The organism is Pseudenterobacter timonensis (assembly GCF_900021175.1).
Lineage (GTDB): Bacteria > Pseudomonadota > Gammaproteobacteria > Enterobacterales > Enterobacteriaceae > Enterobacter > Enterobacter timonensis.
In genome coordinates this window covers 134,858-159,174 of the sequence record NZ_FCOP01000007.1, presented here as the reverse complement: position 1 = coordinate 159,174, position 24,317 = coordinate 134,858, and the positions used below count along the sequence as shown (strand labels likewise).

The following is a 24,317-nucleotide window of genomic DNA, read 5'->3' as shown; positions in this document are numbered from 1 at the left end:
GGGGAGTAAACCCTTACAGATAAATTCCAAACATTATGGAGAAAGAGTGCAAGTCGCTGGCAGGTCTATTAGAATCATCAATAGATTGCAGCCGATAAGATGATGATGAATAACCACCTTAATACGCCACATTTACGCATTTTACTTATCAAACTTCGTCATCATGGCGACATGTTGCTGACTACGCCGGTCATTAACTCGTTACGCCAGCGGTGGCCCGATGCGCAGATTGATATGCTGCTGTATGAAGAGACGCGCGACATGCTGGCCGCCCACCCGGCGATCGGCAAAATCTACGGCATCGACCGCAAGTGGAAACAGCTTGGCACACGCAAACATCTGCAAAAAGAGTGGCAGCTTCTGAAGACGCTGCGTGCGCAGCACTACCATCTGGTGATTAACCTCGCCGACCAATGGCGCAGCGCTTTCGTGACCCGCTTCACTGGCGCCCCCGTTCGTCTCGGCTTCGCCTTTAACAAACGCGACAGCGCATTCTGGCGCTTCTGCCACACGCAGCTCGTCCCGGTGACCAACCACAAAACGTTGCACACCGTCGAACAGAACCTCTCTATCCTTGCACCATTGCCGGTCCCCCCTTTGCCTGTTGTCACCATGAGCTACAGCGCGCAGGACTGGCAAACGGCCCGGGAAAAACTCTCTGCCAGAGGGGTGGACGATCATTACGTCGTAATTCAACCCACGTCACGCTGGTTCTTCAAGTGCTGGGATGAGGAGAAAATGGCGCAGACCATCGCCGCGCTCCGTCAGGATGGTCACACCGTGGTTCTCACCGCCGGGCCGGATAAAAAAGAGCTGGCGATGATTGATCGTATTCTTGCCGCCTCGCCGCATGACGGCGTTGTCTCGCTGGCAGGTGAACTGACGCTGCGCCAGCTCGCCGCGCTGATTGACCATGCCCGGCTCTTTATTGGCGTCGATTCCGTGCCCATGCATATGGCGGCGGCGCTGCAAACCCCCTGCGTGGCGCTCTTCGGCCCATCGAAGCTCACATTCTGGTCCCCGTGGCAGGTGAACGGCGAAGTGATCTGGGCGGGCGATTACGGCCCGCTTCCCGATCCTGACGCCGTCGATACCCATACCAAAGAGCGCTATCTCGATGCGATCCCGGTGGACGCCGTGGTGGCAGCCGCAAGGAGATACCTGTGACCCGGTGCCATCGTCTGGCCATCGTGCGCCAAAAGTATCGTCCGGACGGCGGAGCCGAACGTTTTGTCTCCCGGGCGCTCACCGCGCTGAGCAATCAGAACCTTGAGCTGAACGTCATCACCCGTGAATGGCAGGGGGAAAAACAGAACGACTGGCATATTCATATCTGCGACCCACGAAAATGGGGGCGCATCAGCCGCGAACGCGGCTTTGCCCGCGCCGCCCGCGGCCTCTGGCAGGCGCAGCAGTTTGATATTGTGCAGAGCCACGAGCGCATTCCGGGCTGCGATATCTACCGCGCCGGCGACGGCGTGCATCGCCGCTGGCTGTTGCAGCGCACGCGCATTCTGCCAGGCTGGCGCGCGCAGATGCTGATGCATGACCGCTATCACCGCTACGTGATGAGCGCCGAGCGGGAAATGTATCAGGCGCCGGAGCTTAAGGCGGTGATTTGTAATGCCGAAATGATCAAAAGAGAGATCGTTGAAGACTTCGCCGTCGACGCAAAAAAGATACATGTGATTTATAATTCAATTGATTCCAGCCGCTTCGTTCCGGCAACCGGCGCTCAGCGAGCCATGCTTCGCCAGTCGTTAAGCCTGCCGGCGGAGGGGGTAGTGCTCTGTTTTGTAGGCTCCGGCTTCGAGCGTAAAGGGCTTGCCGGCGCGATTCAGGCGATCGCGGGCACCCCGGCTCACCTGATCGTTGTAGGTCAGGATAAAGCGGAAAAGCGCTATCGCGAGCTGGCCCGCACCCTCGGATGTGACGGACAAATCCGATTTCTGGGGATGCAGAAAGAGACGCTGCCGTTTTACCAGCTATCTGATGGCCTGCTGCTGCCCACGCTGTACGATCCGTTTCCAAACGTAATTCTGGAAGCGATGGCCTGCGGTCTGCCGATCGTCACCTCCGATAGTTGCGGCGGCGCGGAATTTATCGAACAGGGACGCAACGGCTTTTTCTGTGATGCGCTTGATATCAGCAGGCTAAGGGAGGCGGTGATGGCAATACCGTTACTGGAAAAAAATAACGATATGGGGATGGCGGCCCGTGACAGAGTCCGGGACGCAACGCCTGAAAAGCTGTCGAACCAGCTTATTTCGCTTTATCAAAAATTCCTGGATTAATGATGCGCATCCTAATGATTATTGATGGTTTACCCGGTGGCGGAGCGGAAAAAACCGTTCTTACGCTCTCCGCCGGATTGATGGAAATGGGTCATCAGGTCTCCCTCTTCTCCCTGAGGAGAGTGTGCGACTACGCCATTCCAGAAGGCATTGATTTTCAGGTCATCCAGGACAAGTGCAAAAAACCGTGGCGAAAGCTCACCGAAATCCCGCGCCGGGCGCAGCTTCTGGATCGCGCCATTCAGCAGGCAGAACGCAGCGGCAAGTTCGATATTGTTTTCTCCCATTTACATAAAACCGACCGTATCGTGGCCCACAGCCGCGTGCTGGACCGGGATAAAGTCTGGTTCTGCGTGCACGGGATGTTTTCGTTTGCCTATCTGCGCCACCGCCGCGGGATTTCCCGCTGGTTTAAGCACCGTAAAATTCGCCGTACCTATGAAAACCGCAACGTGGTGGCCGTCTCCGGCGCCGTATTGAGCGATCTGGCCAGGACGCTGAATATCCCGTTGCGAAACCAGGCGGTGATCCATAACCCGTTTGATATCCCTGCGATCCAGCGTCAGGCCGAAGAACCGTTTGAGCTCCAGCATGAAAATTACCTCATCCACGTGGGCCGTTTTCATGAGCATAAACGGCACGACCGCCTGCTGCGCGCCTACGCCATGAGCAAGATTGATGCGAAGCTGGTGATGATGGGCAACGGCTCCGATGGCCGGATCCGGCAGCTGAAGCAGCTGGCCGCCTCGTTAGGTATTGAACAAAACGTTATTTTTCGCCCCTTTGACGCCAACCCCTACCCGTGGATCAAGGGCGCACGCCTGTTAGTGCTCAGTTCAGACTGTGAAGGGTTTGGCAATGTGCTGGTGGAGGCGATCATCTGCCGCACACCGCCGGTGAGCACCAACTGCCCCGGCGGCCCGGCGGAAATCCTGACCGGCCCGCTGGCTCGCGGCCTTTCCGACGTCAATGACGAGGCGCTGGCGAAAACGCTGGCTGACATCTATCACAATCCCCCCGTCGTCGACAGTGATACTATCGCCTCATACGGTATCAACGCGATTTGCCAGCAGTATGTTGCGCTGGCTGACAACCAAAAGTAATCAGGTTTCTTATGCAAACGTTGCACAACAGAGCGCCATTATTAAGCGTGGTGGTCGCCGTTTATAACGGTGAAAAATTTCTCGACCCATTTTTTACCTGCCTCGCCAGCCAGAATATCGACAGTATGGAGATCATCATCGTTAACGATGGCTCCTCCGATAACTCCATGCAGATCGTGGAAAAATGGCGTGAAAAACTGCCGCAGATGCAGGTGATTGAACAAGAGAACCAGGGCGTGTCGGTTGCCCGCAATACCGGTCTGGCGGTCGCTACCGGTCAGTATCTCTCTTTCCCCGATATTGATGATGAATTTAAACCAGGCATGTACCAGCGTCTGCTGGATATGGCGCTGGCGGGCAATCTGGATGTCGCCACCTGCAACGGCAACTACGTCTGGGAAAATAACAAGAAGCCGTCGCGCCCGATTTTCCCTGAGGATAAGCTGCAGTCAACCGACGTTCTGCCGGGGCCGGTCTGGCTGAAAAAAGCGCTCGATTCACGCAAGTTCCTGCATGTCACCTGGCTCAACATCTACCGTCACGACTTTATTCGTCAGCACGGCTTCCGTTTTGAGCCAGGCCTGCGCCATCAGGATATCCCCTGGACCACCGAGGTGCTGCTTGCCGCCGAACGCGTGCAGTACACCAGTGAGCGTTTTTACGACTATTACATCCATTCGGCATCGGTTTCCCATATGCCGGACAATGACGACACGCTGATCCGCTCGGCGCGTCACTATATGAAGATTTTGCAGATGCTGGAGGCGATCAACCAGCGTTACCCGGATAAAGTAAAAAATATCCCCGCCTGCCACTGGCAGATCGCCAAAGAGGGGCTGGGCATCATCCATACTTTCGACAATATGAAGGATGACGCGAAGAAAGCCTCTATTATTCGTGAGTTTTTCGAAAAAGGGATCTGGAAACTCATCTGGAAGAACGCGAAAAGTCCGCGCCTGCGCTGGCGACTGGGCCGCCGCTACTTCCGCCTTAAAAGGTATCTGCCATAAGGGATAGCTTTACGCAGGCTAAATGCTTAGAATTTGCCCGCCAAAACAGAAAAACGGACAGAACCCTTGGAATTGCTTTATACCACACTGCTCTACCTTATCCAGCCGCTGGTCTGGCTGCGTTTATTGCTCCGCAGCCGCAAAGCGCCTGCCTACCGTAAACGCTGGGCTGAACGCTATGGCTATTGCCAGAACAAGGTAGCGCCTGACGGTATATTGCTGCATTCCGTCTCCGTCGGCGAAACGCTGGCGGCGATCCCGCTGGTACGCGCCCTGCGCCACCGCTACCCTTCGCTGCCGATTACCGTCACCACCATGACGCCGACCGGCTCCGAGCGGGTCATGTCCGCGTTTGGCAAAGATGTCCATCACGTCTATCTGCCTTACGACCTGCCCTGCGCCATGAGCCGTTTCCTGGAGACTGTGCGCCCGAAACTGGTGATCGTCATGGAAACGGAGCTGTGGCCGAATATGATTTCCGCCCTGCACGCCCGCAAGATCCCGCTGGTGATCGCCAATGCGCGCCTGTCGGAGCGCTCGGCGAAGGGCTACGGCAAGCTTGGCAAGTTTATGCGCCGTCTGCTCAGTAAAATTACCCTGATCGCGGCCCAGAATGAAGAGGACGCTGCGCGCTTTATCGCCCTCGGCCTGAAACGTAATCAGCTCGCCGTCACCGGCAGCCTGAAGTTTGATATCTCCGTAACTCCGGAGCTGGCCGCCCGTGCGGTCACGCTGCGTCGCCAGTGGGCCCCGCGCCGACAGGTGTGGATAGCCACCAGCACCCACGACGGCGAAGAGAAGATTATTTTACAGGCGCACCGCCAGCTGCTTGAGAAATTTCCCGATTTACTGCTGATTCTGGTGCCGCGTCATCCGGAGCGTTTCAGGGACGCACGTGAAATGGTTCAGAAGGCGGGCTTCAGCTATACCCTGCGCAGCACCGGTGAGATCCCGTCCGGCAGCACGCAGGTGGTCATTGGCGATACCATGGGTGAGCTGATGCTGCTGTACGGCATCGCCGATCTCGCCTTCGTCGGCGGCAGCCTGGTAGAGCGCGGCGGCCATAACCCGCTGGAGCCCGCGGCTCACGCCATCCCGGTGCTGATGGGTCCGCACACCTTTAACTTCAAGGATATCTGCGCGAGGCTGCAGGAGGCCGATGGCCTGATTACCGTAACCGATGCCGATTCGGTGGTAAAAGAGGTGTCGACCCTGCTTACCGATGAAGATTACCGCCTCTGGTATGGTCGTCACGCCGTCGAGGTCCTGCACCAGAATCAGGGCGCCCTGACCCGCCTGCTGACGCTTCTGCAACCTTATCTGCCGCAGCGGAGTCATTAATGCCTAAACGCCTGTCGGTCGTCCTGATCGCCCTAAACAGCGCCGATCTGCTTGCGCAGGCGCTCGCTTCCGTCGCCTGGGCAGACGAAATTATTCTTCTCGACTCCGGCAGCGAAGACAACACCATTGATATCGCTCGCGCGGCAGGGGCAAAAGTCTATATCGACACCGACTGGCAGGGTTACGGCATCCAGCGCCAGCGGGCGCAATCCTTCGCCACCGGTGACTATATTCTGATGCTGGATACCGACGAGCGCGTCACGCCGGAGCTTCAGCAGGCGATTCAGGCGGTGCTGCAGGCGCCGCAACCTGGCGTGGTTTACAGCATCGCCCGCCGTAACTATTTTCTCGGGCGTTTTATGCGCCACAGCGGCTGGTATCCCGACCGCGTGCTGCGCCTGTATGAGCGCGAGCGCTACCAGTACAACGCCAACCGGGTACATGAATCGCTGGCCTGTGAAAATGCGAAAGTCGTGGCGCTGAAGGGTGACCTGCGCCACCTCACCTGCCGGGATTTCGCCAGCTTCCAGCGTAAACAGCTCAACTACGCCACCGCCTGGGCGCAGGAGCGTCATCATCGCGGCAAGAAGGTGTCGCTTACAGGCATCTTCACCCACACGCTGGGGGCCTTTATGAAAACATTGCTGCTGCGCGGCGGCGTACTTGACGGAAAACAGGGCTGGCTGCTGGCGGTAGTGAATGCCCAGTATACTTTTAATAAATATACCGAGCTGTGGGCGCTGAACCGCGGCTACTCAGAAAAAGCGTGAGCCATGAGCACAAAAGCGATCTATCCCGGAACGTTCGACCCCATTACTAACGGTCACGTAGATATCATCACCCGCGCGGCGGGAATGTTTGATAAGGTGATTCTGGCGATTGCCGCCAGCCCCAGTAAAAAGCCGATGTTTGACCTGAACGAGCGCGTTGCGCTTGCCTCCACGGCGATTGCCCATCTGCCCAACGTTGAGGTGGTGGGTTTTAGCGATCTGATGGCCAACTTCGCCCGGGCGCAGCAGGCCAACATCCTGATCCGCGGCCTGCGCGCGGTGGCGGATTTCGAATATGAGATGCAGCTGGCGCATATGAATCGCCACCTGATGCCGGAGCTGGAGAGCGTCTTCCTGATGCCCTCCAAAGAGTGGTCTTTTATCTCTTCCACGCTGGTGAAAGAGGTGGCGCGCCACGCCGGAGATGTGACCCACTTCCTGCCTGCGAACGTTCACCAGGCGCTGATGGATAAACTGAAGTAACTTACTTCTGGCACTGCCGGCAGTAGAAGGTCGCACGCTGGGCATGTTTTGCCGCCACGATCGGCGTGCCGCATACCCGGCAGGGTTCGCCTTTACGTCCGTAAACCTGCAACTGCTGGGCAAAATAGCCTGGCTTACCGTCACTCTGCAGAAAATCCTTCAGCGTGGTGCCGCCCTGCTCAATGGAGCGTTGCAGTACGACCTTAATGGCTTCCACCAGTAGCTCGCACTCCTCCATCGACAACGATGACGCCAGCCGATCGGGGTGGATCCCGGCGGCAAAGAGCGATTCGCTGGCGTAGATATTGCCAACCCCCACCACCAGCCTGTTATCCATCAGCCAGGGCTTAATCGCCGTTTTCTTCTTCGCGCAGCGTTCTTTCAGGTAGGCTGCGCTAAAGGCGTCGGAAAGCGGCTCCGGCCCCAGATGCGCCAGTACGTTATGCCCCTCCAGCGCTTTGGTCCACAGCCAGGCGCCAAAGCGGCGCGGATCGGTATAGCGCAGCACCTTGCCGTTGCTCATCACCAGATCCACATGGTCATGCTTTTCGGGCGGCAGCTCTTCGGGCAGGATGCGCAGGCTGCCGGACATGCCAAGATGGATGATTATCCAGCCGTCCGGCAGCTCCAGCAGAAGATATTTGGCGCGACGCTGCACGCTAAGGACGGGCTTGTCGCTCAGCGCATGGATCTCATCGGAGACCGGCCAGCGCAGACGGCCGTTACGCACGATAGCGTGAAGAATGGTGTGACCCACCAGATGCGGCTCAATCCCGCGGCGGCTGGTCTCAACCTCTGGTAATTCTGGCATAGCGCATTCTCCTGGGCCTGAAAACGCAAAAACCCCGCCGAAGCGAGGTTTTCGTACAATCCACTAAAATTATTTGATTTTAGCTTCTTTGTATAAAACGTGCTGACGGACAACTGGATCGAACTTTTTCAGTTCCAGTTTTTCCGGCTTAGTACGTTTGTTCTTCGTGGTGGTGTAGAAGTGACCTGTACCAGCAGAAGAAACCAGCTTGATCTTCTCACGAATACCTTTAGCCATGATTTATTTCCTCTTTAAGTACTTAGTACTTTTCGCCACGGGCACGCAGTTCAGACAGAACTGTATCGATGCCTTTCTTATCAATTACACGCATACCTTTAGCAGATACGCGCAGGGTGACAAAACGCTTCTCGCTCTCAACCCAGAAACGGTGAGAGTGCAGGTTCGGCAGGAAACGGCGTTTAGTCGCGTTCAGTGCGTGGGAACGGTTGTTACCGGTCACCGGACGCTTGCCAGTAACTTGGCAGACTCGGGACATGTCTATTCTCCAAAAATCAAATTAGCTCGAGCTTCGTATGGGGTATTGGCGCCTCGTCAGGCTTTACAGCCCGGTCATCGCAGTTCTACACCTCATCTTTCAAACCGCCTTAACGCAGCATGAAGGATTTCGTGTCTAAGTGAACTCTCGATTGCCAGGCCCAAATGCCAAACCCGAGATTCTCAAAGGTGGCGTAGTATACGCTGACTGAGCGATGTGCTCAAGTCCCGAACAGACAAAGATCCCGAAGGATCGCCTGAATTGTTCTAAATCCACCCATGTTCTGCAAAAGAAACATACTCACCGCGGCCAATTATCAGATGGTCCAGCACACGAATATCCATGACCTGACAGCATTTGATGATGCGCTCGGTAATGTCTCTGTCGGCTTTACTCGGTTCGGCGCAGCCAGAGGGGTGATTATGCGCGAGGATCACGGCGGCTGCATTCACTTTTATCGCTTCGCGCACAATTTCCCGCGGGTGAACCTCCACGTGGCTTAAGGTGCCGGAAAAGAGGCGACTGTGTTTGAGCACCCGATTTTTGTTGTCGAGAAAGATCGCCATAAAGATCTCGCGTTCCATGTCGGTCAGCTGGCTTTGTAAAAACTCCCGCGTCATTTGCGGACTGAGCAACGCGCTCTCCTCCTCCAGGCGGACGTTATAAAAACGACGCGCCAGCTCGGCAATTGCTTTGAGCTGCGCATATTTCGCCAGCCCAATACCCTCCACGTGCCGGAACGCCGGCAGTTCGGCCGTCAGCAGGCCGTAAAGCGAACCAAAATGACGCAACAGCTCCTGCGACAGCGTAAAGACGCTTTTGCCCGGCGTGCCAGTGCGTAAAAAGATCGCCAGCAGCTCGCTGTCGGTGAGTGAATGAACGCCATACTGAAGCAATTTTTCCCGCGGCAGTGCGGGCTCCACCTGTTCCATCGCCTTCTCCTCCCTTCTGGTCTCCATGCTGCCACAGCCATCGGCGCGCTTCGACCGTCACATCTTTTTCCTGCGTAGCGCTTCGCAAAGTCGCGCACGCACATCATGCCGCCGTTTTGGGTAATGTGATAAAATGGCCGTCCTGGTGAAACCAACTGGAAAGAATCATGATGAGCCTGGCTGGTAAAAAAATCGTTCTGGGCGTGAGCGGCGGTATCGCAGCCTATAAAGCGCCGGAGCTGGTCCGCCGACTGCGCGATCGCGGGGCCGAGGTGCGTGTGGCGATAACCGAAGGCGGTAAAGCTTTTATCACTCCGCTGAGTCTGCAGGCCGTATCCGGATATCCGGTATCCGACAGCCTGCTCGATCCCGCAGCCGAGGCGGCAATGGGCCATATTGAGCTGGGGAAATGGGCCGATCTGGTCATTCTCGCTCCGGCTACCGCGGATTTGATCGCTCGCGTCGCGGCGGGCATGGCTAACGACCTGGTTTCCACTATTTGCCTGGCCACGCCAGCGCCGGTGGCGGTGGTGCCGGCCATGAACCAGCAGATGTACCGCAATGCGGCGACCCGGCATAATCTGGAGACGCTGGCCGCGCGCGGTCTGCTGATCTGGGGGCCGGACAGTGGCAGCCAGGCCTGCGGCGATATCGGCCCAGGCCGAATGCTCGACCCGCTTGCGATTGTCGATCTGGCAGCCTCCCATTTCGCCCCTGTCAACGATCTGCAACATCTGAACATCATGATTACCGCCGGACCGACGCGCGAACCGCTGGATCCTGTGCGCTACATAACGAACCACAGCTCCGGCAAAATGGGCTTTGCTCTTGCCGCCGCCGCGGCAAAACGGGGCGCTAACGTCACGCTGGTCAGCGGCCCGGTATCGCTGCCGACGCCTCCGTCCGTTCAGCGGATCGACGTCACCACCGCGCTGGAGATGGAGGCCGCCGTACAGGCTCACGCGCAGACGCAGCATATTTTTGTAGGCTGCGCCGCCGTCGCGGACTACCGCGCGCACACCATCGCCGGGTCCAAAATTAAAAAGCAAGGCGATGAATTAACAATAAAAATGGTCAAAAACCCCGATATCGTCGCGGGGGTGGCCGCGTTAAAAACGAATCGCCCTTATGTCGTGGGGTTTGCCGCAGAAACGAATAATGTGGAAGAATATGCGCGGCAAAAACGTACCCGCAAAAACCTCGATTTAATTTGCGCGAACGACGTATCGCTGGCAACGCAAGGATTTAACAGCGACAGCAATGCGCTGCACCTTTTCTGGCAGGATGGAGATAAAGTCTTACCGCTTGAGCGCAAAGAACTCCTGGGCCAACAATTACTGGACGAGATCGTTACCCGTTATGATGAAAAAAATCGACGTTAAGATTCTGGACCCGCGCGTAGGCACGCAATTTCCGCTGCCTACCTATGCCACCTCCGGCTCTGCCGGACTTGACCTGCGCGCCTGCCTCGATGACGCCGTAGATCTGGCACCGGGCGAAACGACGCTGCTGCCGACCGGCCTGGCTATCCACATCGCCGACCCGTCTCTGGCGGCGGTGATCCTGCCGCGCTCCGGGCTGGGTCATAAGCATGGTATCGTACTGGGTAACCTGGTAGGGCTTATTGACTCTGACTATCAGGGTCAGCTGATGGTCTCCGTCTGGAACCGTGGGCAGACTGCTTTTACCATTGAGCCTGGCGAGCGTATCGCGCAGATGGTATTTGTCCCTGTCGTACAGGCTGAATTTAATCTGGTGGAAGCGTTCGACGCCACCGATCGTGGTGAAGGCGGCTTTGGCCATTCCGGGCGTCGCTAAGCCCGATTCAACGCATCCCAGCGCGCAATAATGCAATAACATCACCGCAAACCTCTGTTTGCGGTCGCGCTGTGGATGCCAGCCTGACAAATGCTTATTTTCAGGGGTATTTTGCAACATGGCAGAAAAACAAACCGCGAAACGGAACCGTCGCGAAGAAATACTTCAATCTCTGGCTCTGATGCTTGAATCCAGCGACGGCAGTCAACGTATCACTACGGCGAAACTGGCTGCCTCAGTTGGCGTTTCGGAAGCGGCGCTCTACCGCCATTTTCCGAGCAAAACCAAAATGTTCGATAGCCTGATCGAGTTTATTGAAGATAGCCTGATCACGCGCATTAACCTGATTCTGAAAGATGAAAAGGATACCACTACGCGCCTTCGCCTGATTGTTCAGCTGATTCTGGGGTTTGGCGAACGCAATCCGGGGCTGACCCGCATCCTGACTGGTCATGCGCTGATGTTTGAGCAAGACCGGCTGCAGGGGCGGATTAACCAGCTTTTTGAGCGCATTGAGGCGCAGCTGCGTCAGGTGTTGCGCGAAAAGAGAATGCGGGAAGGCGAAGGCTATAATACCGACGAAACGCTGCTGGCGAGCCAGATTCTGGCTTTCTGCGAAGGGGTGCTCTCCCGCTTTGTACGCAGCGAGTTTAAGTATCGCCCCACGGACGATTTCGACGCCCGCTGGCCTTTAGTGGCGGCACAGCTGCAGTAACGATATTGCCGGATGGCGGCTCCGCCTTATCCGGCCTACAGGACCGTAGGCCCGGATCGCTGCGCGCCACCGGGCTTTTACATTAAACGCCGAACGCTTCCCGATAAGAGCGCAACGAGGCCAGATGGTCCGCCATTTCCGGCTTCTCTTCCAGATAAGCAATCAGATCTTTCAGGGTGATAATAGAAATCACTTTGCAGCCGTAGTCCTGCTCAACTTCCTGAATGGCGGAGATCTCGCCGCGTCCGCGCTCCTGGCGGTCAAGCGAGATCAGCACGCCCGCAAGGGTAGCGCCGTTCGCCTGGATAATCTCCATTGATTCGCGGATCGCGGTACCGGCAGTAATCACATCGTCCACCAGCATCACCCGGCCTTCAAGCGCGCTGCCGACCAGGTTGCCGCCCTCGCCGTGGTCTTTCGCCTCTTTACGGTTAAAGCAGTAGGGCACATCGCGTTCATGGTGCTCCGCCAGCGCCACCGCGGTGGTGGTGGCGATCGGGATGCCCTTATAGGCCGGGCCAAACAGCAGGTCAAACTCGATCCCTGAATCCACCAGCGCTTCGGCATAGAAACGGCCTAACAACGCCAGATCGCGCCCGGTATTAAACAGCCCGGCATTGAAGAAATAGGGGCTTTTACGCCCGGATTTCAGCGTAAATTCGCCAAACTTCAGTACCTGCTTGTTAAGCGCAAATTCAATAAACTGGCGCTGATACGGTTTCATGGGTTTGCTCCTTTCTTTTGTCTCTTTAAGGCAAAAAAAAGGCGACTTCTCAGTCGCCTTAAAAACTAGTTTTCTAACGCCGCTTTCTGCGTCGCTACAATAGATTCGATTCCCCCTCGGGCCAACGCCAGCAAGGTGAGCAATTCTTCGTGAGTGAACGGCTCGCCTTCTGCCGTGCCCTGCACCTCAATGATGCGACCGTCTTCAGTCATCACCACGTTCATGTCAGTTTCTGCCGCAGAATCTTCGACATATTCCAGATCGCAGAGCGCTTCGCCATTCACGATACCGACGGAGACCGCCGCGACCATCCCTTTCATCGGGTTGGTTTTCAGTTTGCCGGCCGCTACCAGTTTATTCAGCGCATCCGCCAGCGCCACGCAGGCACCGCTAATCGAGGCGGTTCGGGTGCCGCCGTCCGCCTGGATCACGTCGCAGTCGAGGGTGATGGTAAATTCTCCCAGCGCTTTCAGATCCACCGCAGCGCGCAGCGCACGCGCGATCAGGCGCTGAATTTCCATGGTGCGCCCGCCCTGCTTGCCTTTCGCCGCTTCACGCGCGTTACGGGTATGGGTAGCGCGCGGCAGCATGCCATATTCTGCGGTGATCCAGCCCTGGCCCTGCCCCTTCAGAAAGCGCGGAACGCCCTCTTCAATGGAGGCGGTGCAGAGCACTTTGGTATCGCCAAATTCCACCAGCACGGAGCCTTCAGCGTGTTTGGTATAGTTACGGGTCAGGGTAACGGGACGCACCTGATTGGCGCTACGACCTGCTGGACGCATGATATTCTCCGGCTTTGAAACGAATGTGGCTGCGCATTATACGGATAAAGGGCGCTTATTCCTATCCTGAGAAGCCTGCGAAAGCTATAATCCCCCCATCTCTCCTTTAAAAACGGGAACACCTATGATCCGCAGTATGACCGCCTACGCCCGGCGTGAAATCAAGGGTAGCTGGGGCAGCGCAACCTGGGAAATGCGCTCGGTAAACCAGCGTTATCTGGAAACCTATTTCCGTATGCCGGAGCAGTTCCGTAGTCTGGAGCCAGTGGTCCGCGAGCGTATCCGTGCCCGTCTGACGCGGGGGAAGATCGAATGCAACCTGCGTTTTGAACCCGACGCAAGCGCGCAAGGGGAGCTGATCCTTAATGAGAAACTGGCGAAGCAGCTGGTTAACGCCGCGAACTGGGTCAAAATGCAGAGCGATGAAGGCGAGATCAATCCGCTGGATATTCTGCGCTGGCCCGGCGTGATGGCCGCAGGCGAGCAGGACCTGGATGCGATTGCCGCAGAAATCCTTACCGCCCTCGACGGAACGCTGGACGATTTTATCGTCGCCCGCGAAACCGAAGGCCAGGCACTGAAAGCGATGATTGAACAGCGCCTTGAAGGCGTGAGCGCCGAAGTCGCTAAAGTTCGTACCCATATGCCAGAAGTGCTGCAGTGGCAGCGTGAGCGTCTTGTCGCCAAACTGGAAGAGGCGGAAGTCCAGCTGGAAAACACCCGTCTGGAACAAGAGCTGGTGCTGATGGCGCAGCGTATCGACGTGGCTGAAGAGCTCGACCGTCTGGAAGCGCACGTTAAAGAAACCTACAACATCCTCAAGAAGAAAGAAGCGGTAGGCCGCCGTCTCGACTTTATGATGCAGGAGTTTAACCGCGAGTCGAACACCCTGGCGTCGAAGTCAATCAACGCGGAAGTGACCAATTCGGCGATTGAACTGAAGGTGTTAATCGAGCAGATGCGCGAGCAGATCCAGAATATTGAGTAACCCCTTTCTGGGTGGTGCTGCCTTGCACACCACCCATTACTTTTTCTAATCTGCTCAGAATGAGTTTTTCATTTCACCCCGCCATATATCAACCCTATTCCTAATAAATTGATAAATATTTATAGGGCAAACCACATCGCCTTAGAAAATCTCAATCGTGATCTTCCGCACAAATCGCTAACCTCCCTCTCTTCACTCCGGAGGTCTTATGCTGCTTCACATTCTCTATCTCATTGGCATTACGGCAGAAGCCATGACCGGCGCGCTTGCAGCCGGACGTCGTCGTATGGATACCTTCGGCGTAATCATAATTGCCACAGCCACCGCGCTCGGTGGCGGGTCCGTGCGCGATATCCTGCTCGGGCATTACCCGCTCGGCTGGGTCAAAAACCCTGAGTACGTGGTTATCGTGGCGACGGCTGCCGTGTTAACTACCATTATGGCTCCGGTGATGCCTCACCTGCGTCGTCTGTTTCTGGTGCTTGATGCGCTTGGGCTTATCGTCTTTTCCATCATTGGTGCACAAATCGCTCTTGATATGGGCGAAGGCCCAATTATCGCCACCATTGCGGCCGTGATCACGGGCGTGTTTGGCGGCGTGCTGCGTGATATGTTTTGCAAACGCATTCCGCTGGTTTTCCAGAAGGAACTGTATGCCGGCATCTCCTTTGCCGCTGCGGTGCTTTATGTGGCCCTACAGCACTATGTCACCAATCACGAAGTGGTGGTCATCTCCACGCTGTTGTTTGGTTTTACCGCGCGTATGCTCGCATTGCGCCTGAAGCTAGGGCTGCCCGTTTTTCACTACAAGCATAATGCGCATTAACGTCAAAACCCGTTGATGCGCTGCTCAGCCAGCCACTTTGCCAGCCCATCAACGGGAGGCGCATGCAGCCAATTAACGATCTGCTGTGCCTTTTTTTCACCTGTACCCGGCAAGGCCTGCCAATCAGCAATACTTCGCCGATTCAGCGCTCGCCACGACATCGCAACGCCCGTATTCATCGTGGCTTTTGTCAGAGGTATTCCCATCGCCGCGATCCAGCGAATAAAAGGCTGTTTTCGTGCCAGGTTAAACTGGTGCCATAACGCAGCGCCATGCGTTGCCGATATCCCCGGCGTCGCGTTAAGCTGCGCTTGTGTGAGCTGCAGCCAGGAGAAGATGTGCTCAAACCGGTGCGCCTGATAAAGGGTTCGCCACCCCGACTCGCCCATCCCTTCGATATCCAGCCCCTGCCGGGAGCTTAGCCACGTCAGGCGGGCAAAGAATTGCTCCATGCACTCCGGGGAGGCGTAAAAACAGGTTAAGCCGTTATAGTGCGTTGAGGGCGGCTGCGGTTTGCGGCGATCCACGCTGCGCCATACGACCTTATCCAGCCGCGGAATGCCTTGTCCCGCCAGGCTTATCAGCACCTGATCGCCGGGAGCGATATCCAGCCTCCGCCAGCGGTTGACCGAACCCAGATTCACGCGCTGTACCCGTTTATCATCGAGCTTAAGCGGCTCAAGCTGCGCGATCGTGGTGACGCGTCCGGTGCGCCCGACGGTAAAGTGAATGGCTTTCACCTCGGTAACCTGGGCCGCCGGAAGGTACTTCCATGCCACCACCCATCGCCCTTCTCCCGGCAGCCACTGCGCGCCAGGCGGCTCTGCAGACGCGCGGATAACGATGCCATCCGTAGCGAAAGGCAGTGCAGTACGAAACCAGGCCGTCCGCTGCGCGTCGACATCAGCCACGCTTTTAACCGGCAGGGTATAGCGCGCCGTCAGGGTAAATCCCGCCTCTGCCAGGGCAGCAAGGCGGGATTTCATCGTCCCGGGACCGTCCGGCCAGGCCCAGATAAAAATGCCGGTCTGCTTCAGCGCAGCGCGATCGTTCGCGCGCATCATCGCCCCTGCGACCTTCGCACGCGCATTCATCCCGCCCATCTGCTGCTGGATATGGCCGTCACGCAGCAGAAAAAGCTCCCCCTGCAGCACGCTGTTGGCAAGCGGCCCGCTCAGCGTCTGCGGAATAGCGGGGATCGCCCGCGCCTGGGCCGTCCACTCTTCGCCCTTTAAGCCATCGCCCCGGCTAATCGCCTGCGCCAGCCTGCCGTTTTTATAGACCAGCGTTACCGCGACGCCATCCACCTTTGGCTGCACCCAGAGATCCTTTTGAGTCGCCATCCAGCGGCCAAGCTCCTGCTGGTTTTCTACTTTATGTACCCCGGTATGGGCGAAAGGATGTTTTACCGTCCCGCTGAGGGCGGAAAGGGCATCCTGCTGCGTCTCTTCGTGAAAACAGCGCTGCCACTGCTTTAAGCGGGCGCTAAGCCTGTCGTAAACGTCATCGCTCACCTCGCTGCTGCCCTGCTTCCAGTAGTCGTCATTCCAGCGGGCCAGCTGCGCCTTTAACGCCGCCATCTCCTGCCCGGCTTTCGCCGGAGACCAGACCGGGCAAATGGCCATCGCCCCGCCGCTGAAGCACAACAGCAGCATGCTTATCCATCTCACCATCATTCCCCCTCCCTGTTTTGCGAAGGGTATACCCTGCCTCACGGCCACAAACCAGCCGCAAAAGTGCGTTTTACGAGCACGCTTCAGCGCTTTGTTTTTGTTGCAACAAAAAGGAGATAAAACCGGAAAACGGCACGCAAAATTCAAGGAACACCAGGAAAAAGTGTGACAAAGGCTACGTCACACAGCGGCGACGTGTATAATAAGCCCGTATGTAGGACTTTAACGCTAACACATACAAAAGACTCTCATGGCTCAAGGCACGCTTTATATTGTTTCTGCCCCCAGTGGCGCGGGTAAATCCAGCCTGATTCAGGCGCTGTTAAAAACCCAACCGTTGTACGATACGCAGGTTTCTGTTTCTCACACCACGCGCGCGCCGCGTCCGGGTGAGGTACACGGTGAACACTATTTCTTTGTTAATCATGAAGAGTTCAAAGCGATGATTGGCAGAGAGGCGTTCCTTGAACATGCGGAAGTTTTCGGTAACTACTACGGTACCTCCCGCGAAACCATTGAGCAGGTGCTCGCCACTGGCGTGAACGTCTTTCTGGATATCGACTGGCAAGGAGCGCAGCAAATCCGCGCGAAAATGCCGCAGGCGCGCAGCATCTTTATTCTGCCGCCGTCGAAAGAGGAACTGGATCGCCGCCTGCGTGGGCGCGGCCAGGACAGCGAAGAGGTGATCGCGAAACGTATGGCGCAGGCCGTGGCAGAAATGAGCCACTACGCCGAGTATGATTACCTGATTGTGAATGATGATTTTGATGCCGCGCTCAGCGATCTCAAAACCATCCTTCGCGCCGAACGTCTGCGTATGAGCCGCCAGAAGCAGCGACATGACGCATTAATCACCAAACTATTGGCAGACTGAACCCACTTTCAGTATCATGCCCAGTCCATCAACATCTGTGGAGCATTTCAAGTATGGCACGCGTAACTGTTCAGGACGCTGTAGAGAAAATTGGTAACCGTTTTGACCTGGTACTGGTCGCCGCGCGTCGCGCTCGTCAGATGCAGGTAGGCGGAAAGGATCCGCTGGTTCCGGAAGAGAACGATAAAACCACCGTTATCGCGCTGCGCGAAATTGAAGAAGGTCTGATCAACAACCAGATCCTCGACGTGCGTGAGCGCCAGGAACAGCAAGAGCAGGAAGCCGCTGAATTACAAGCCGTTACCGCTATTGCTGAAGGTCGTCGTTAATCACAAAGCGGGTCGCCCTTGTATCTGTTTGAAAGCCTGAATCAGCTGATTCAAACCTACCTGCCTGAAGACCAGATCAAACGTCTCAGGCAGGCTTATCTCGTTGCACGTGACGCTCACGAGGGCCAGGCACGTTCAAGCGGTGAACCCTACATCACGCACCCGGTGGCGGTAGCCTGCATTCTGGCCGAGATGAAACTCGACTACGAAACGCTGATGGCCGCGCTGCTGCATGATGTGATTGAAGATACCCCCGCCACCTACCAGGATATGGAACAGCTGTTTGGCAAAAGCGTTGCCGAGCTGGTGGAAGGGGTCTCTAAGCTTGATAAGCTGAAATTCCGCGACAAGAAAGAGGCGCAGGCCGAAAACTTTCGCAAGATGATTATGGCGATGGTGCAGGATATCCGCGTCATTCTCATCAAACTTGCCGACCGCACCCACAATATGCGCACGCTGGGCTCGCTACGCCCGGATAAACGCCGCCGTATTGCCCGCGAAACCCTGGAAATCTATAGCCCTCTGGCGCACCGTTTAGGTATTCATCACATTAAAACCGAGCTGGAAGAGCTGGGTTTTGAAGCGCTTTACCCGAATCGCTATCGGGTGATTAAAGAGGTGGTGAAAGCGGCGCGCGGCAACCGTAAAGAGATGATCCAGAAAATCCTCTCTGAAATCGAAGGGCGTTTACAGGAAGCGGGGATCCCCTGCCGCGTAAGCGGTCGCGAAAAGCATCTGTACTCTATTTACTGCAAAATGGTGCTCAAAGAGCAGCGTTTTCACTCGATCATGGATATCTACGCGTTTCGCGTGATTGTTCATGACGCCGACACCTGCTACCGCGTGCTGGGCCAGATGCACAGTCTCTATAAGCCACGTCCGGGGCGGATGAAAGACTACATCGCCATTCCGAAAGCGAACGGCTATCAGTCACTGCATACCTCCATGATTGGGCCGCACGGCGTGCCGGTTGAGGTTCAGATCCGTACGGAAGATATGGATCAGATGGCAGAGATGGGTGTCGCGGCGCACTGGGCTTATAAAGAACATGGCGAGACCAGCACTACCGCGCAGATCCGCGCCCAGCGCTGGATGCAAAGCCTGCTGGAACTGCAGCAGAGCGCCGGTAGCTCGTTTGAATTTATTGAAAGCGTTAAATCCGATCTCTTCCCGGATGAGATTTACGTTTTCACGCCAGAGGGGCGCATCGTCGAACTGCCCGCTGGCGCCACGCCGGTTGACTTCGCCTATGCGGTGCATACCGATATCGGTCACGCCTGCGTGGGCGCTCGCGTCGACAGGCAGCCTTACCCGCTCTCGCAGCCGCTGGCCAGCGGCCAGACGGTGGAGATTATTACCGCGCCGGGCGCCCGTCCGAACGCGGCGTGGCTGAACTTTGTCGTCAGCTCCAAGGCGCGCGCCAAAATCCGTCAGCTGCTGAAAAACCTCAAGCGCGACGACTCCGTAAGCCTTGGGCGCCGTCTGCTTAACCATGCGCTGGGCGGTAGCCGCAAGCTGACGGAGATCCCGCCAGAAAACATTCAGCAAGAGCTGGAGCGCATGAAGCTCGCCTCGCTTGACGATCTGCTGGCCGAAATTGGTCTGGGCAATGCCATGAGCGTGGTGGTGGCGAAAAACCTCCAGCAGGGTGAAGGCACTGCGGCGCAACCGACCTCGAGCCATGGTCATTTGCCGATCAAAGGGGCGGACGGCGTACTGATTACCTTCGCCAAATGCTGCCGTCCTATCCCGGGCGACCCGATTATCGCCCACGTCAGCCCTGGTAAAGGTCTGGTTATCCACCACGAATCCTGTCGTAACATCCGCGGCTACCAGAAAGAGCCAGAGAAGTTTATGGCCGTTGAGTGGGATAAAGAGACTGCGCAGGAATTTATCACCGAAATCAAGGTGGATATGTTCAACCATCAGGGCGCGCTGGCGAACCTGACGGCGGCGATTAACACGGCGACCTCCAACATTCAAAGCCTGAATACGGAAGAGAAAGATGGCCGCGTTTACAGCGCCTTTATCCGTCTGACGGCCCGCGATCGCGTACATCTGGCAAATATTATGCGTAAAATCCGCGTGATGCCGGACGTGATTAAAGTCACCCGTAACCGTAACTAGCCGCAGACAAAAACGCATCCGCACGGTTCACGAGGGGCGAGGCTTACCGCCAGGCCGAGCCCCCGGAACAACGTCGGGGCCACTTGAAGGGTAAAGTATTTATGAATCCACAGCGTTATGCGCGTATATGCGAGATGCTCGCCAGACGTCAGCCCGATCTGACGGTCTGCATGGAGCAGGTCCATAAACCTCATAACGTCTCGGCTATCGTCCGTACCGCAGACGCGGTAGGCGTGCACGAAGTCCACGCCGTCTGGCCCGGTAACCGTATGCGTACCATGGCGTCCACCGCCGCAGGCAGTAATAGCTGGGTCACTGTAAAGACGCACAAAACCATTCATGAAGCGGTCTCGCATCTCAAAGGACGCGGTATGCAGGTACTGGCGACCCATCTCTCCGACAAGGCCGTTGATTTTCGCGAAATTGACTATACCCGCCCGACCTGCATTCTGATGGGTCAGGAGAAAACCGGGATCACCCAGGAAGCGCTGGATCTGGCGGATCGCGACATAATCATCCCGATGATCGGCATGGTGCAGTCGCTGAATGTCTCCGTCGCCTCCGCGCTGATCCTTTACGAAGCGCAGCGCCAGCGGCAGAACGCCGGGATGTACGAGCGCAGCAACAGCATGCTGCCGGAAGAGGAGCAGCAGCGCCTGCTGTTTGAAGGCGGCTATCCCGTGCTGGCCCGCGTGGCGAAGCAGAAAAAATTACCCTACCCCCACGTCAACGCGCAGGGCGAAATCGAAGCCGATGCACAGTGGTGGGCCACCATGCAGTACGCAGGTTAACCCATGAAAGGCCGTCTGCTGGATGCCATTCCGCTAAATTCGCTGACGGGCGTCGGTGCGGCGCAAAGCAGCAAGCTCGCTAAAATCGGCCTGCACACCGTGCAGGATCTCCTGCTGCATCTCCCCTTACGCTATGAAGATCGCACCCATCTTTACCAGATTGGCGATCTGCTGCCGGGCGTCTACGCCACCGTTGAAGGCGAAGTGCTGAACTGCAACGTCACTTTCGGCGGACGACGGATGATGACCTGCCAGATCAGCGACGGCTCGGGCATCCTCACTCTGCGCTTTTTCAACTTCAGCGCGGCGATGAAAAATAGCCTTGCCACCGGACGGCGCGTTCTGGCCTACGGTGAAGCCAAACGTGGTAAATATGGCGCGGAGATGATCCACCCGGAATACCGCGTACAGGGCGATCTCAGCACGCCGGAGATGCAGGAGACGCTTACGCCGGTCTACCCCACCACAGAAGGGGTGAAGCAGGCAACGCTACGCAAACTAACCGATCAGGCGTTGGATCTGCTGGATACCTGTGCCATTGCCGAGCTGCTGCCGCCCGAGCTGGCGCAGGGGATGATGAGCCTGCCGGAGGCGCTGCGCACTCTGCACCGCCCGCCTCCTTCGTTACAGCTTACGGAGCTGGAGAGCGGCCAGCATCCGGCCCAGCGGCGGCTCATCCTTGAGGAGCTACTGGCGCATAACCTGAGCATGCTGGCGCTTCGTGCCGGCGCGCAGCGCTTCCACGCGCAGCCGCTTACCGTAAAAGACGATTTAAAAGATAAGCTGTTAGCCTCCCTGCCCTTTAAACCCACCGGCGCGCAGGCGCGGGTGGTGGCCGAGATTGAGCGCGACATGGCGCTGGACGTACCGATGATGCGGCTGGTACAGGGCGATGTAGGCTCCGGCAAAACGCTGGTGGCGGCGCTGGCCGCGCTGCGCGCCATCGCGCACGGCAGACAGGTGGCGCTGATGGCCCCGACGGAGCTACTGGCCGAACAGCACGCCGTTAACTTCCGCAACTGGTTTGCCACGTTAGGCATTGAGGTGGGCTGGCTTGCCGGTAAACAGAAAGGCAAGGCGCGGCTTGCGCAACAGGAAGCGATCGCCAGCGGGCAGGTGCAGATGATTGTCGGCACCCATGCTATCTTCCAGGAGCAGGTGCAGTTTCACGGCCTTGCGCTGGTGATCATCGACGAACAACACCGCTTCGGCGTACACCAGCGTCTGGCGCTGTGGGAGAAGGGGCTGCAGCAGGGCTTTCACCCGCATCAGCTGATCATGACCGCAACCCCCATTCCCCGCACGCTGGCGATGACCGCCTACGCGGATCTCGATACTTCCACCATCGACGAGCTGCCGCCGGGCCGCACGCCGGTGACCACCGTCGCTATTCCCGATACCCGCCGCGGCGAAATTATCGATCGCGTACGCCACGCCAGCACGCAGGAGAACCGCCAGGCCTACTGGGTCTGCACCCTTATTGAAGAGTCCGATCTGCTGGAAGCGCAGGCGGCGGAAGCGACGTGGGAAGAGCTGAAGCTGGCGCTGCCTGAGCTGAAGGTGGGCCTGGTGCACGGGCGCATGAAACCGGCTGAAAAACAGGCGGTGATGCAGAGCTTTAAGCAGGGCGAGCTGCACCTGCTGGTCGCCACCACGGTGATTGAAGTGGGGGTGGACGTACCCAACGCCAGCCTGATGATTATCGAAAACCCGGAACGTCTGGGTCTGGCCCAGCTCCACCAGCTGCGGGGTCGCGTCGGACGCGGCGCGGTGGCCTCCCACTGCGTATTGCTTTACAAATCGCCTCTCTCTAAAACCGCGCAAAAAAGGCTGCAGGTGCTGCGCGACAGCAGCGACGGGTTTGTCATTGCGCAAAAAGATCTGGAAATCCGTGGCCCCGGCGAGCTGCTGGGTACGCGCCAGACCGGTAACGCGGAATTTAAAGTGGCTGACTTACTGCGCGACCAGGCGATGATCCCCGACGTTCAGCGCCTGGCGCGTCATATTCATGAACGCTACCCCGAACAGGCGGCAGCGTTAATTGAGCGCTGGATGCCCGAAACCGAGCGTTATTCCAACGTCTGACGGTCAGCCGAAGATCGGCAGCATCAGATAGAGCTTAATGACCAGCGCGTTCACGATATCGATAAAAAACGCGCCCACCATCGGTACCACCAGAAAAGCCATATGCGACGGACCAAACCGGTCGGTGATCGCCTGCATGTTGGCGATAGCGGTCGGCGTCGCCCCCAGGCCAAAGCCGCAGTGACCCGCCGCCAGCACCGCCGCATCGTAGTTTTTCCCCATCATCCGCCAGGTGACAAAGATCGCATAGAGCGCCATCACCACCGCCTGCACCGCCAGGATGGCGACCATCGGCAGCGCCAGCGAAGCCAGCTCCCAGAGCTTGAGGCTCATTAACGCCATCGCCAGGAAGAGCGACAAACTGACGTTGCCCAGCACCGATACCGCACGATCAAAGACGCGATAGAAACCCAGTATCGCCATGCCATTGCTTAATAAGACCCCCACAAACAGCACGCAGACAAAGGTGGGCAGTTCGAAGGCGGTGCCCGCCAGCCATTGCGCAACGATTTTGCCCACCGTCAGACAGATGGCAATCATCGCAATCGTCTCAATCAGCACCAGCGAGGTGATCACGCGGCCCACTTCCGGCTTTTCAAAGGCGGTAGGCACCAGCTCGTCATCCGGCCGGCCATCCGGCGTCGCGGAGTGTTTAACCAGATAGCGCGCCACCGGCCCGCCAATCAGCCCCCCCAGCACCAGCCCGAAGGTGGCGCAGGCCATCGCCACTTCAGTCGCGTTCTGAAAGCCGTAGCGCTCAATAAAGACCTTACTCCAGGCCGCGCCCGTACCGTGGCCGCCAGACAGGGTGATCGACCCGGCGAGTAAACCCATCAGCGGATCCAGCCCCAGCATGGAAGCCATGCCGATTCCAATGGCGTTCTGCACCAGCAGCAACCCCACCACCACAATCAGAAATGTCCCCAGCACCTTGCCGCCAAAGCGCAGGCTCGCCAGGTTGGCGTTCAGACCAATCGTGGCGAAGAAAGCCAGCATAAGGGGATCTTTCAGGGACATATCAAAATCGATCTCCCAGCCCATGCTTTTTTTCAGCACCAGCAGCGCCAGCGCTGCCAGCAGCCCGCCCGCAACGGGCTCCGGGATAGTATATTTTTTAAGAAGGGGAACGGTTTGAACCAGCTTTCGGCCCAGCAGTAACACAAGCGTTGCCGCAACAAGCGTCGATAACGTATCAAGATGAATCATAGGTGGCTCCTTATAGCGCGAGCTTCATGCGTCGCGTCGTTTTCCTGGCCGGTTTGCGCTCTTCATGAACAACCGGCCCAAAATTGTAATGAACTTTGACGTTTGCTTATAGAAAAACCCTTTACTGAATGGGCTGATT

The 24,317-nt window shown here is 57.2% G+C and carries 25 protein-coding genes; 17 read left to right on the top strand and 8 right to left on the bottom strand.

Going from position 1 to position 24,317, the window contains the following annotated elements:
- The first annotated feature begins 99 nt into the window (after nt 1–99).
- From rfaQ to coaD, 7 genes are all read left to right on the top strand, one after another.
- Nucleotides 100–1,167, top strand: a complete 1,068-nt coding sequence (gene rfaQ / locus BN3796_RS01775; protein ID WP_073885043.1) for a putative lipopolysaccharide heptosyltransferase III — start codon at nt 100–102, stop codon at nt 1,165–1,167.
- Nucleotides 1,164–2,294 carry a glycosyltransferase family 4 protein gene (locus BN3796_RS01770; RefSeq protein ID WP_061706728.1) on the top strand — a complete coding sequence of 377 codons (1,131 nt, stop codon included), beginning with the start codon at nt 1,164–1,166 and terminating at the stop codon, nt 2,292–2,294. Before rfaQ ends, BN3796_RS01770 begins: the two co-directional genes overlap by 4 nt.
- Nucleotides 2,295–2,296: 2 nt before the next feature.
- Nucleotides 2,297–3,397, top strand: coding sequence for a glycosyltransferase (locus BN3796_RS01765; RefSeq protein ID WP_061706727.1), 1,101 nt, complete (start codon nt 2,297–2,299; stop codon nt 3,395–3,397).
- Nucleotides 3,398–3,408: 11 nt separating this feature from the next.
- A complete protein-coding gene (locus BN3796_RS01760) occupies nt 3,409–4,407 on the top strand; it encodes a glycosyltransferase (RefSeq protein ID WP_061706726.1) in 999 nt (332 codons plus the stop codon).
- Between the two features lie 66 nt (nt 4,408–4,473).
- The gene (waaA, locus tag BN3796_RS01755; RefSeq protein ID WP_061706725.1) at nt 4,474–5,748 is read left to right on the top strand and encodes a lipid IV(A) 3-deoxy-D-manno-octulosonic acid transferase; all 1,275 of its coding nucleotides are present in this window, start codon (nt 4,474–4,476) and stop codon (nt 5,746–5,748) included.
- Complete coding sequence (locus BN3796_RS01750; protein WP_061706724.1) at nt 5,748–6,518, top strand: glycosyltransferase family 2 protein; 771 nt, start codon at nt 5,748–5,750, stop codon at nt 6,516–6,518. Before waaA ends, BN3796_RS01750 begins: the two co-directional genes overlap by 1 nt.
- Nucleotides 6,519–6,521: 3 nt before the next feature.
- Nucleotides 6,522–7,001, top strand: a complete 480-nt coding sequence (gene coaD / locus BN3796_RS01745; RefSeq protein WP_061706723.1) for a pantetheine-phosphate adenylyltransferase — start codon at nt 6,522–6,524, stop codon at nt 6,999–7,001.
- Between the two features lies 1 nt (nt 7,002).
- On the opposite strand, the gene mutM is transcribed toward coaD, so the two are convergent.
- From mutM to radC, 4 genes are all read right to left on the bottom strand, one after another.
- Nucleotides 7,003–7,812 carry a bifunctional DNA-formamidopyrimidine glycosylase/DNA-(apurinic or apyrimidinic site) lyase gene (gene mutM / locus BN3796_RS01740; RefSeq protein ID WP_061706722.1) on the bottom strand — a complete coding sequence of 270 codons (810 nt, stop codon included), beginning with the start codon at nt 7,810–7,812 and terminating at the stop codon, nt 7,003–7,005.
- A gap of 69 nt (nt 7,813–7,881) precedes the next feature.
- Nucleotides 7,882–8,049 carry a 50S ribosomal protein L33 gene (gene rpmG / locus BN3796_RS01735; protein WP_003024094.1) on the bottom strand — a complete coding sequence of 56 codons (168 nt, stop codon included), beginning with the start codon at nt 8,047–8,049 and terminating at the stop codon, nt 7,882–7,884.
- A 22-nt stretch (nt 8,050–8,071) separates the two neighbouring features.
- A complete protein-coding gene (gene rpmB, locus BN3796_RS01730) occupies nt 8,072–8,308 on the bottom strand; it encodes a 50S ribosomal protein L28 (RefSeq protein ID WP_002436699.1) in 237 nt (78 codons plus the stop codon).
- 266 nt (nt 8,309–8,574) lie between these two features.
- Nucleotides 8,575–9,240, bottom strand: a complete 666-nt coding sequence (radC, locus tag BN3796_RS01725; RefSeq protein ID WP_061706721.1) for a RadC family protein — start codon at nt 9,238–9,240, stop codon at nt 8,575–8,577.
- Between the two features lie 170 nt (nt 9,241–9,410).
- On the opposite strand from radC, the gene coaBC reads away from it, so the two are divergent.
- The 3 genes from coaBC to slmA all read left to right on the top strand — a co-directional run bounded on the left by coaBC (nt 9,411) and on the right by slmA (nt 11,773).
- A complete protein-coding gene (gene coaBC / locus BN3796_RS01720; protein ID WP_148381745.1) occupies nt 9,411–10,622 on the top strand; it encodes a bifunctional phosphopantothenoylcysteine decarboxylase/phosphopantothenate--cysteine ligase CoaBC in 1,212 nt (403 codons plus the stop codon).
- Nucleotides 10,600–11,058 (top strand): dUTP diphosphatase, encoded by a 459-nt coding sequence (gene dut, locus BN3796_RS01715; protein WP_061706719.1) that lies wholly within the window; start codon nt 10,600–10,602, stop codon nt 11,056–11,058. The genes coaBC and dut overlap by 23 nt, the downstream gene beginning before the upstream one ends.
- 118 nt (nt 11,059–11,176) lie before the next feature.
- Nucleotides 11,177–11,773 carry a nucleoid occlusion factor SlmA gene (gene slmA, locus BN3796_RS01710; protein WP_061706718.1) on the top strand — a complete coding sequence of 199 codons (597 nt, stop codon included), beginning with the start codon at nt 11,177–11,179 and terminating at the stop codon, nt 11,771–11,773.
- An 82-nt stretch (nt 11,774–11,855) separates the two neighbouring features.
- Here the strand turns inward: slmA and pyrE are convergent, their stop codons facing one another.
- Both pyrE and rph read right to left on the bottom strand, forming a co-directional pair.
- Nucleotides 11,856–12,497, bottom strand: coding sequence for an orotate phosphoribosyltransferase (pyrE, locus tag BN3796_RS01705; RefSeq protein WP_061706717.1), 642 nt, complete (start codon nt 12,495–12,497; stop codon nt 11,856–11,858).
- Nucleotides 12,498–12,562: 65 nt separating this feature from the next.
- Nucleotides 12,563–13,279, bottom strand: a complete 717-nt coding sequence (gene rph, locus BN3796_RS01700) for a ribonuclease PH (protein ID WP_061706716.1) — start codon at nt 13,277–13,279, stop codon at nt 12,563–12,565.
- A 124-nt stretch (nt 13,280–13,403) separates the two neighbouring features.
- Here rph and BN3796_RS01695 point away from each other — a divergent pair, with 124 nt between their 5' ends.
- On the top strand, nt 13,404–14,267 hold the full coding sequence (locus BN3796_RS01695; protein WP_061706715.1) for a YicC/YloC family endoribonuclease: 864 nt from the start codon (nt 13,404–13,406) through the stop codon (nt 14,265–14,267).
- Nucleotides 14,268–14,475: 208 nt separating this feature from the next.
- Entirely contained in the window at nt 14,476–15,093 is a 618-nt protein-coding gene (locus BN3796_RS01690; RefSeq protein WP_061706714.1) for a trimeric intracellular cation channel family protein, read from the top strand.
- 2 nt (nt 15,094–15,095) lie between these two features.
- Here the strand turns inward: BN3796_RS01690 and ligB are convergent, their stop codons facing one another.
- Entirely contained in the window at nt 15,096–16,766 is a 1,671-nt protein-coding gene (gene ligB / locus BN3796_RS01685) for an NAD-dependent DNA ligase LigB (RefSeq protein ID WP_061706821.1), read from the bottom strand.
- 250 nt (nt 16,767–17,016) lie between these two features.
- Here ligB and gmk point away from each other — a divergent pair, with 250 nt between their 5' ends.
- The 5 genes from gmk (at nt 17,017) to recG (ending at nt 22,972) form a co-directional block, all read left to right on the top strand.
- Nucleotides 17,017–17,640, top strand: coding sequence for a guanylate kinase (gene gmk / locus BN3796_RS01680; protein ID WP_061706713.1), 624 nt, complete (start codon nt 17,017–17,019; stop codon nt 17,638–17,640).
- Between the two features lie 53 nt (nt 17,641–17,693).
- Nucleotides 17,694–17,969: a DNA-directed RNA polymerase subunit omega gene (rpoZ, locus tag BN3796_RS01675; RefSeq protein ID WP_000135058.1), complete on the top strand. Its 276-nt coding sequence runs from the start codon at nt 17,694–17,696 to the stop codon at nt 17,967–17,969.
- A gap of 18 nt (nt 17,970–17,987) precedes the next feature.
- A complete protein-coding gene (gene spoT, locus BN3796_RS01670; RefSeq protein ID WP_061706712.1) occupies nt 17,988–20,096 on the top strand; it encodes a bifunctional GTP diphosphokinase/guanosine-3',5'-bis pyrophosphate 3'-pyrophosphohydrolase in 2,109 nt (702 codons plus the stop codon).
- Between the two features lie 101 nt (nt 20,097–20,197).
- Nucleotides 20,198–20,887 (top strand): tRNA (guanosine(18)-2'-O)-methyltransferase TrmH, encoded by a 690-nt coding sequence (gene trmH / locus BN3796_RS01665; RefSeq protein WP_061706711.1) that lies wholly within the window; start codon nt 20,198–20,200, stop codon nt 20,885–20,887.
- A 3-nt stretch (nt 20,888–20,890) separates the two neighbouring features.
- Nucleotides 20,891–22,972: an ATP-dependent DNA helicase RecG gene (gene recG / locus BN3796_RS01660; RefSeq protein WP_061706710.1), complete on the top strand. Its 2,082-nt coding sequence runs from the start codon at nt 20,891–20,893 to the stop codon at nt 22,970–22,972.
- 3 nt (nt 22,973–22,975) lie between these two features.
- Here the strand turns inward: recG and gltS are convergent, their stop codons facing one another.
- Nucleotides 22,976–24,178: a sodium/glutamate symporter gene (gene gltS, locus BN3796_RS01655; RefSeq protein WP_061706709.1), complete on the bottom strand. Its 1,203-nt coding sequence runs from the start codon at nt 24,176–24,178 to the stop codon at nt 22,976–22,978.
- Nucleotides 24,179–24,317: the final 139 nt, after the last annotated feature.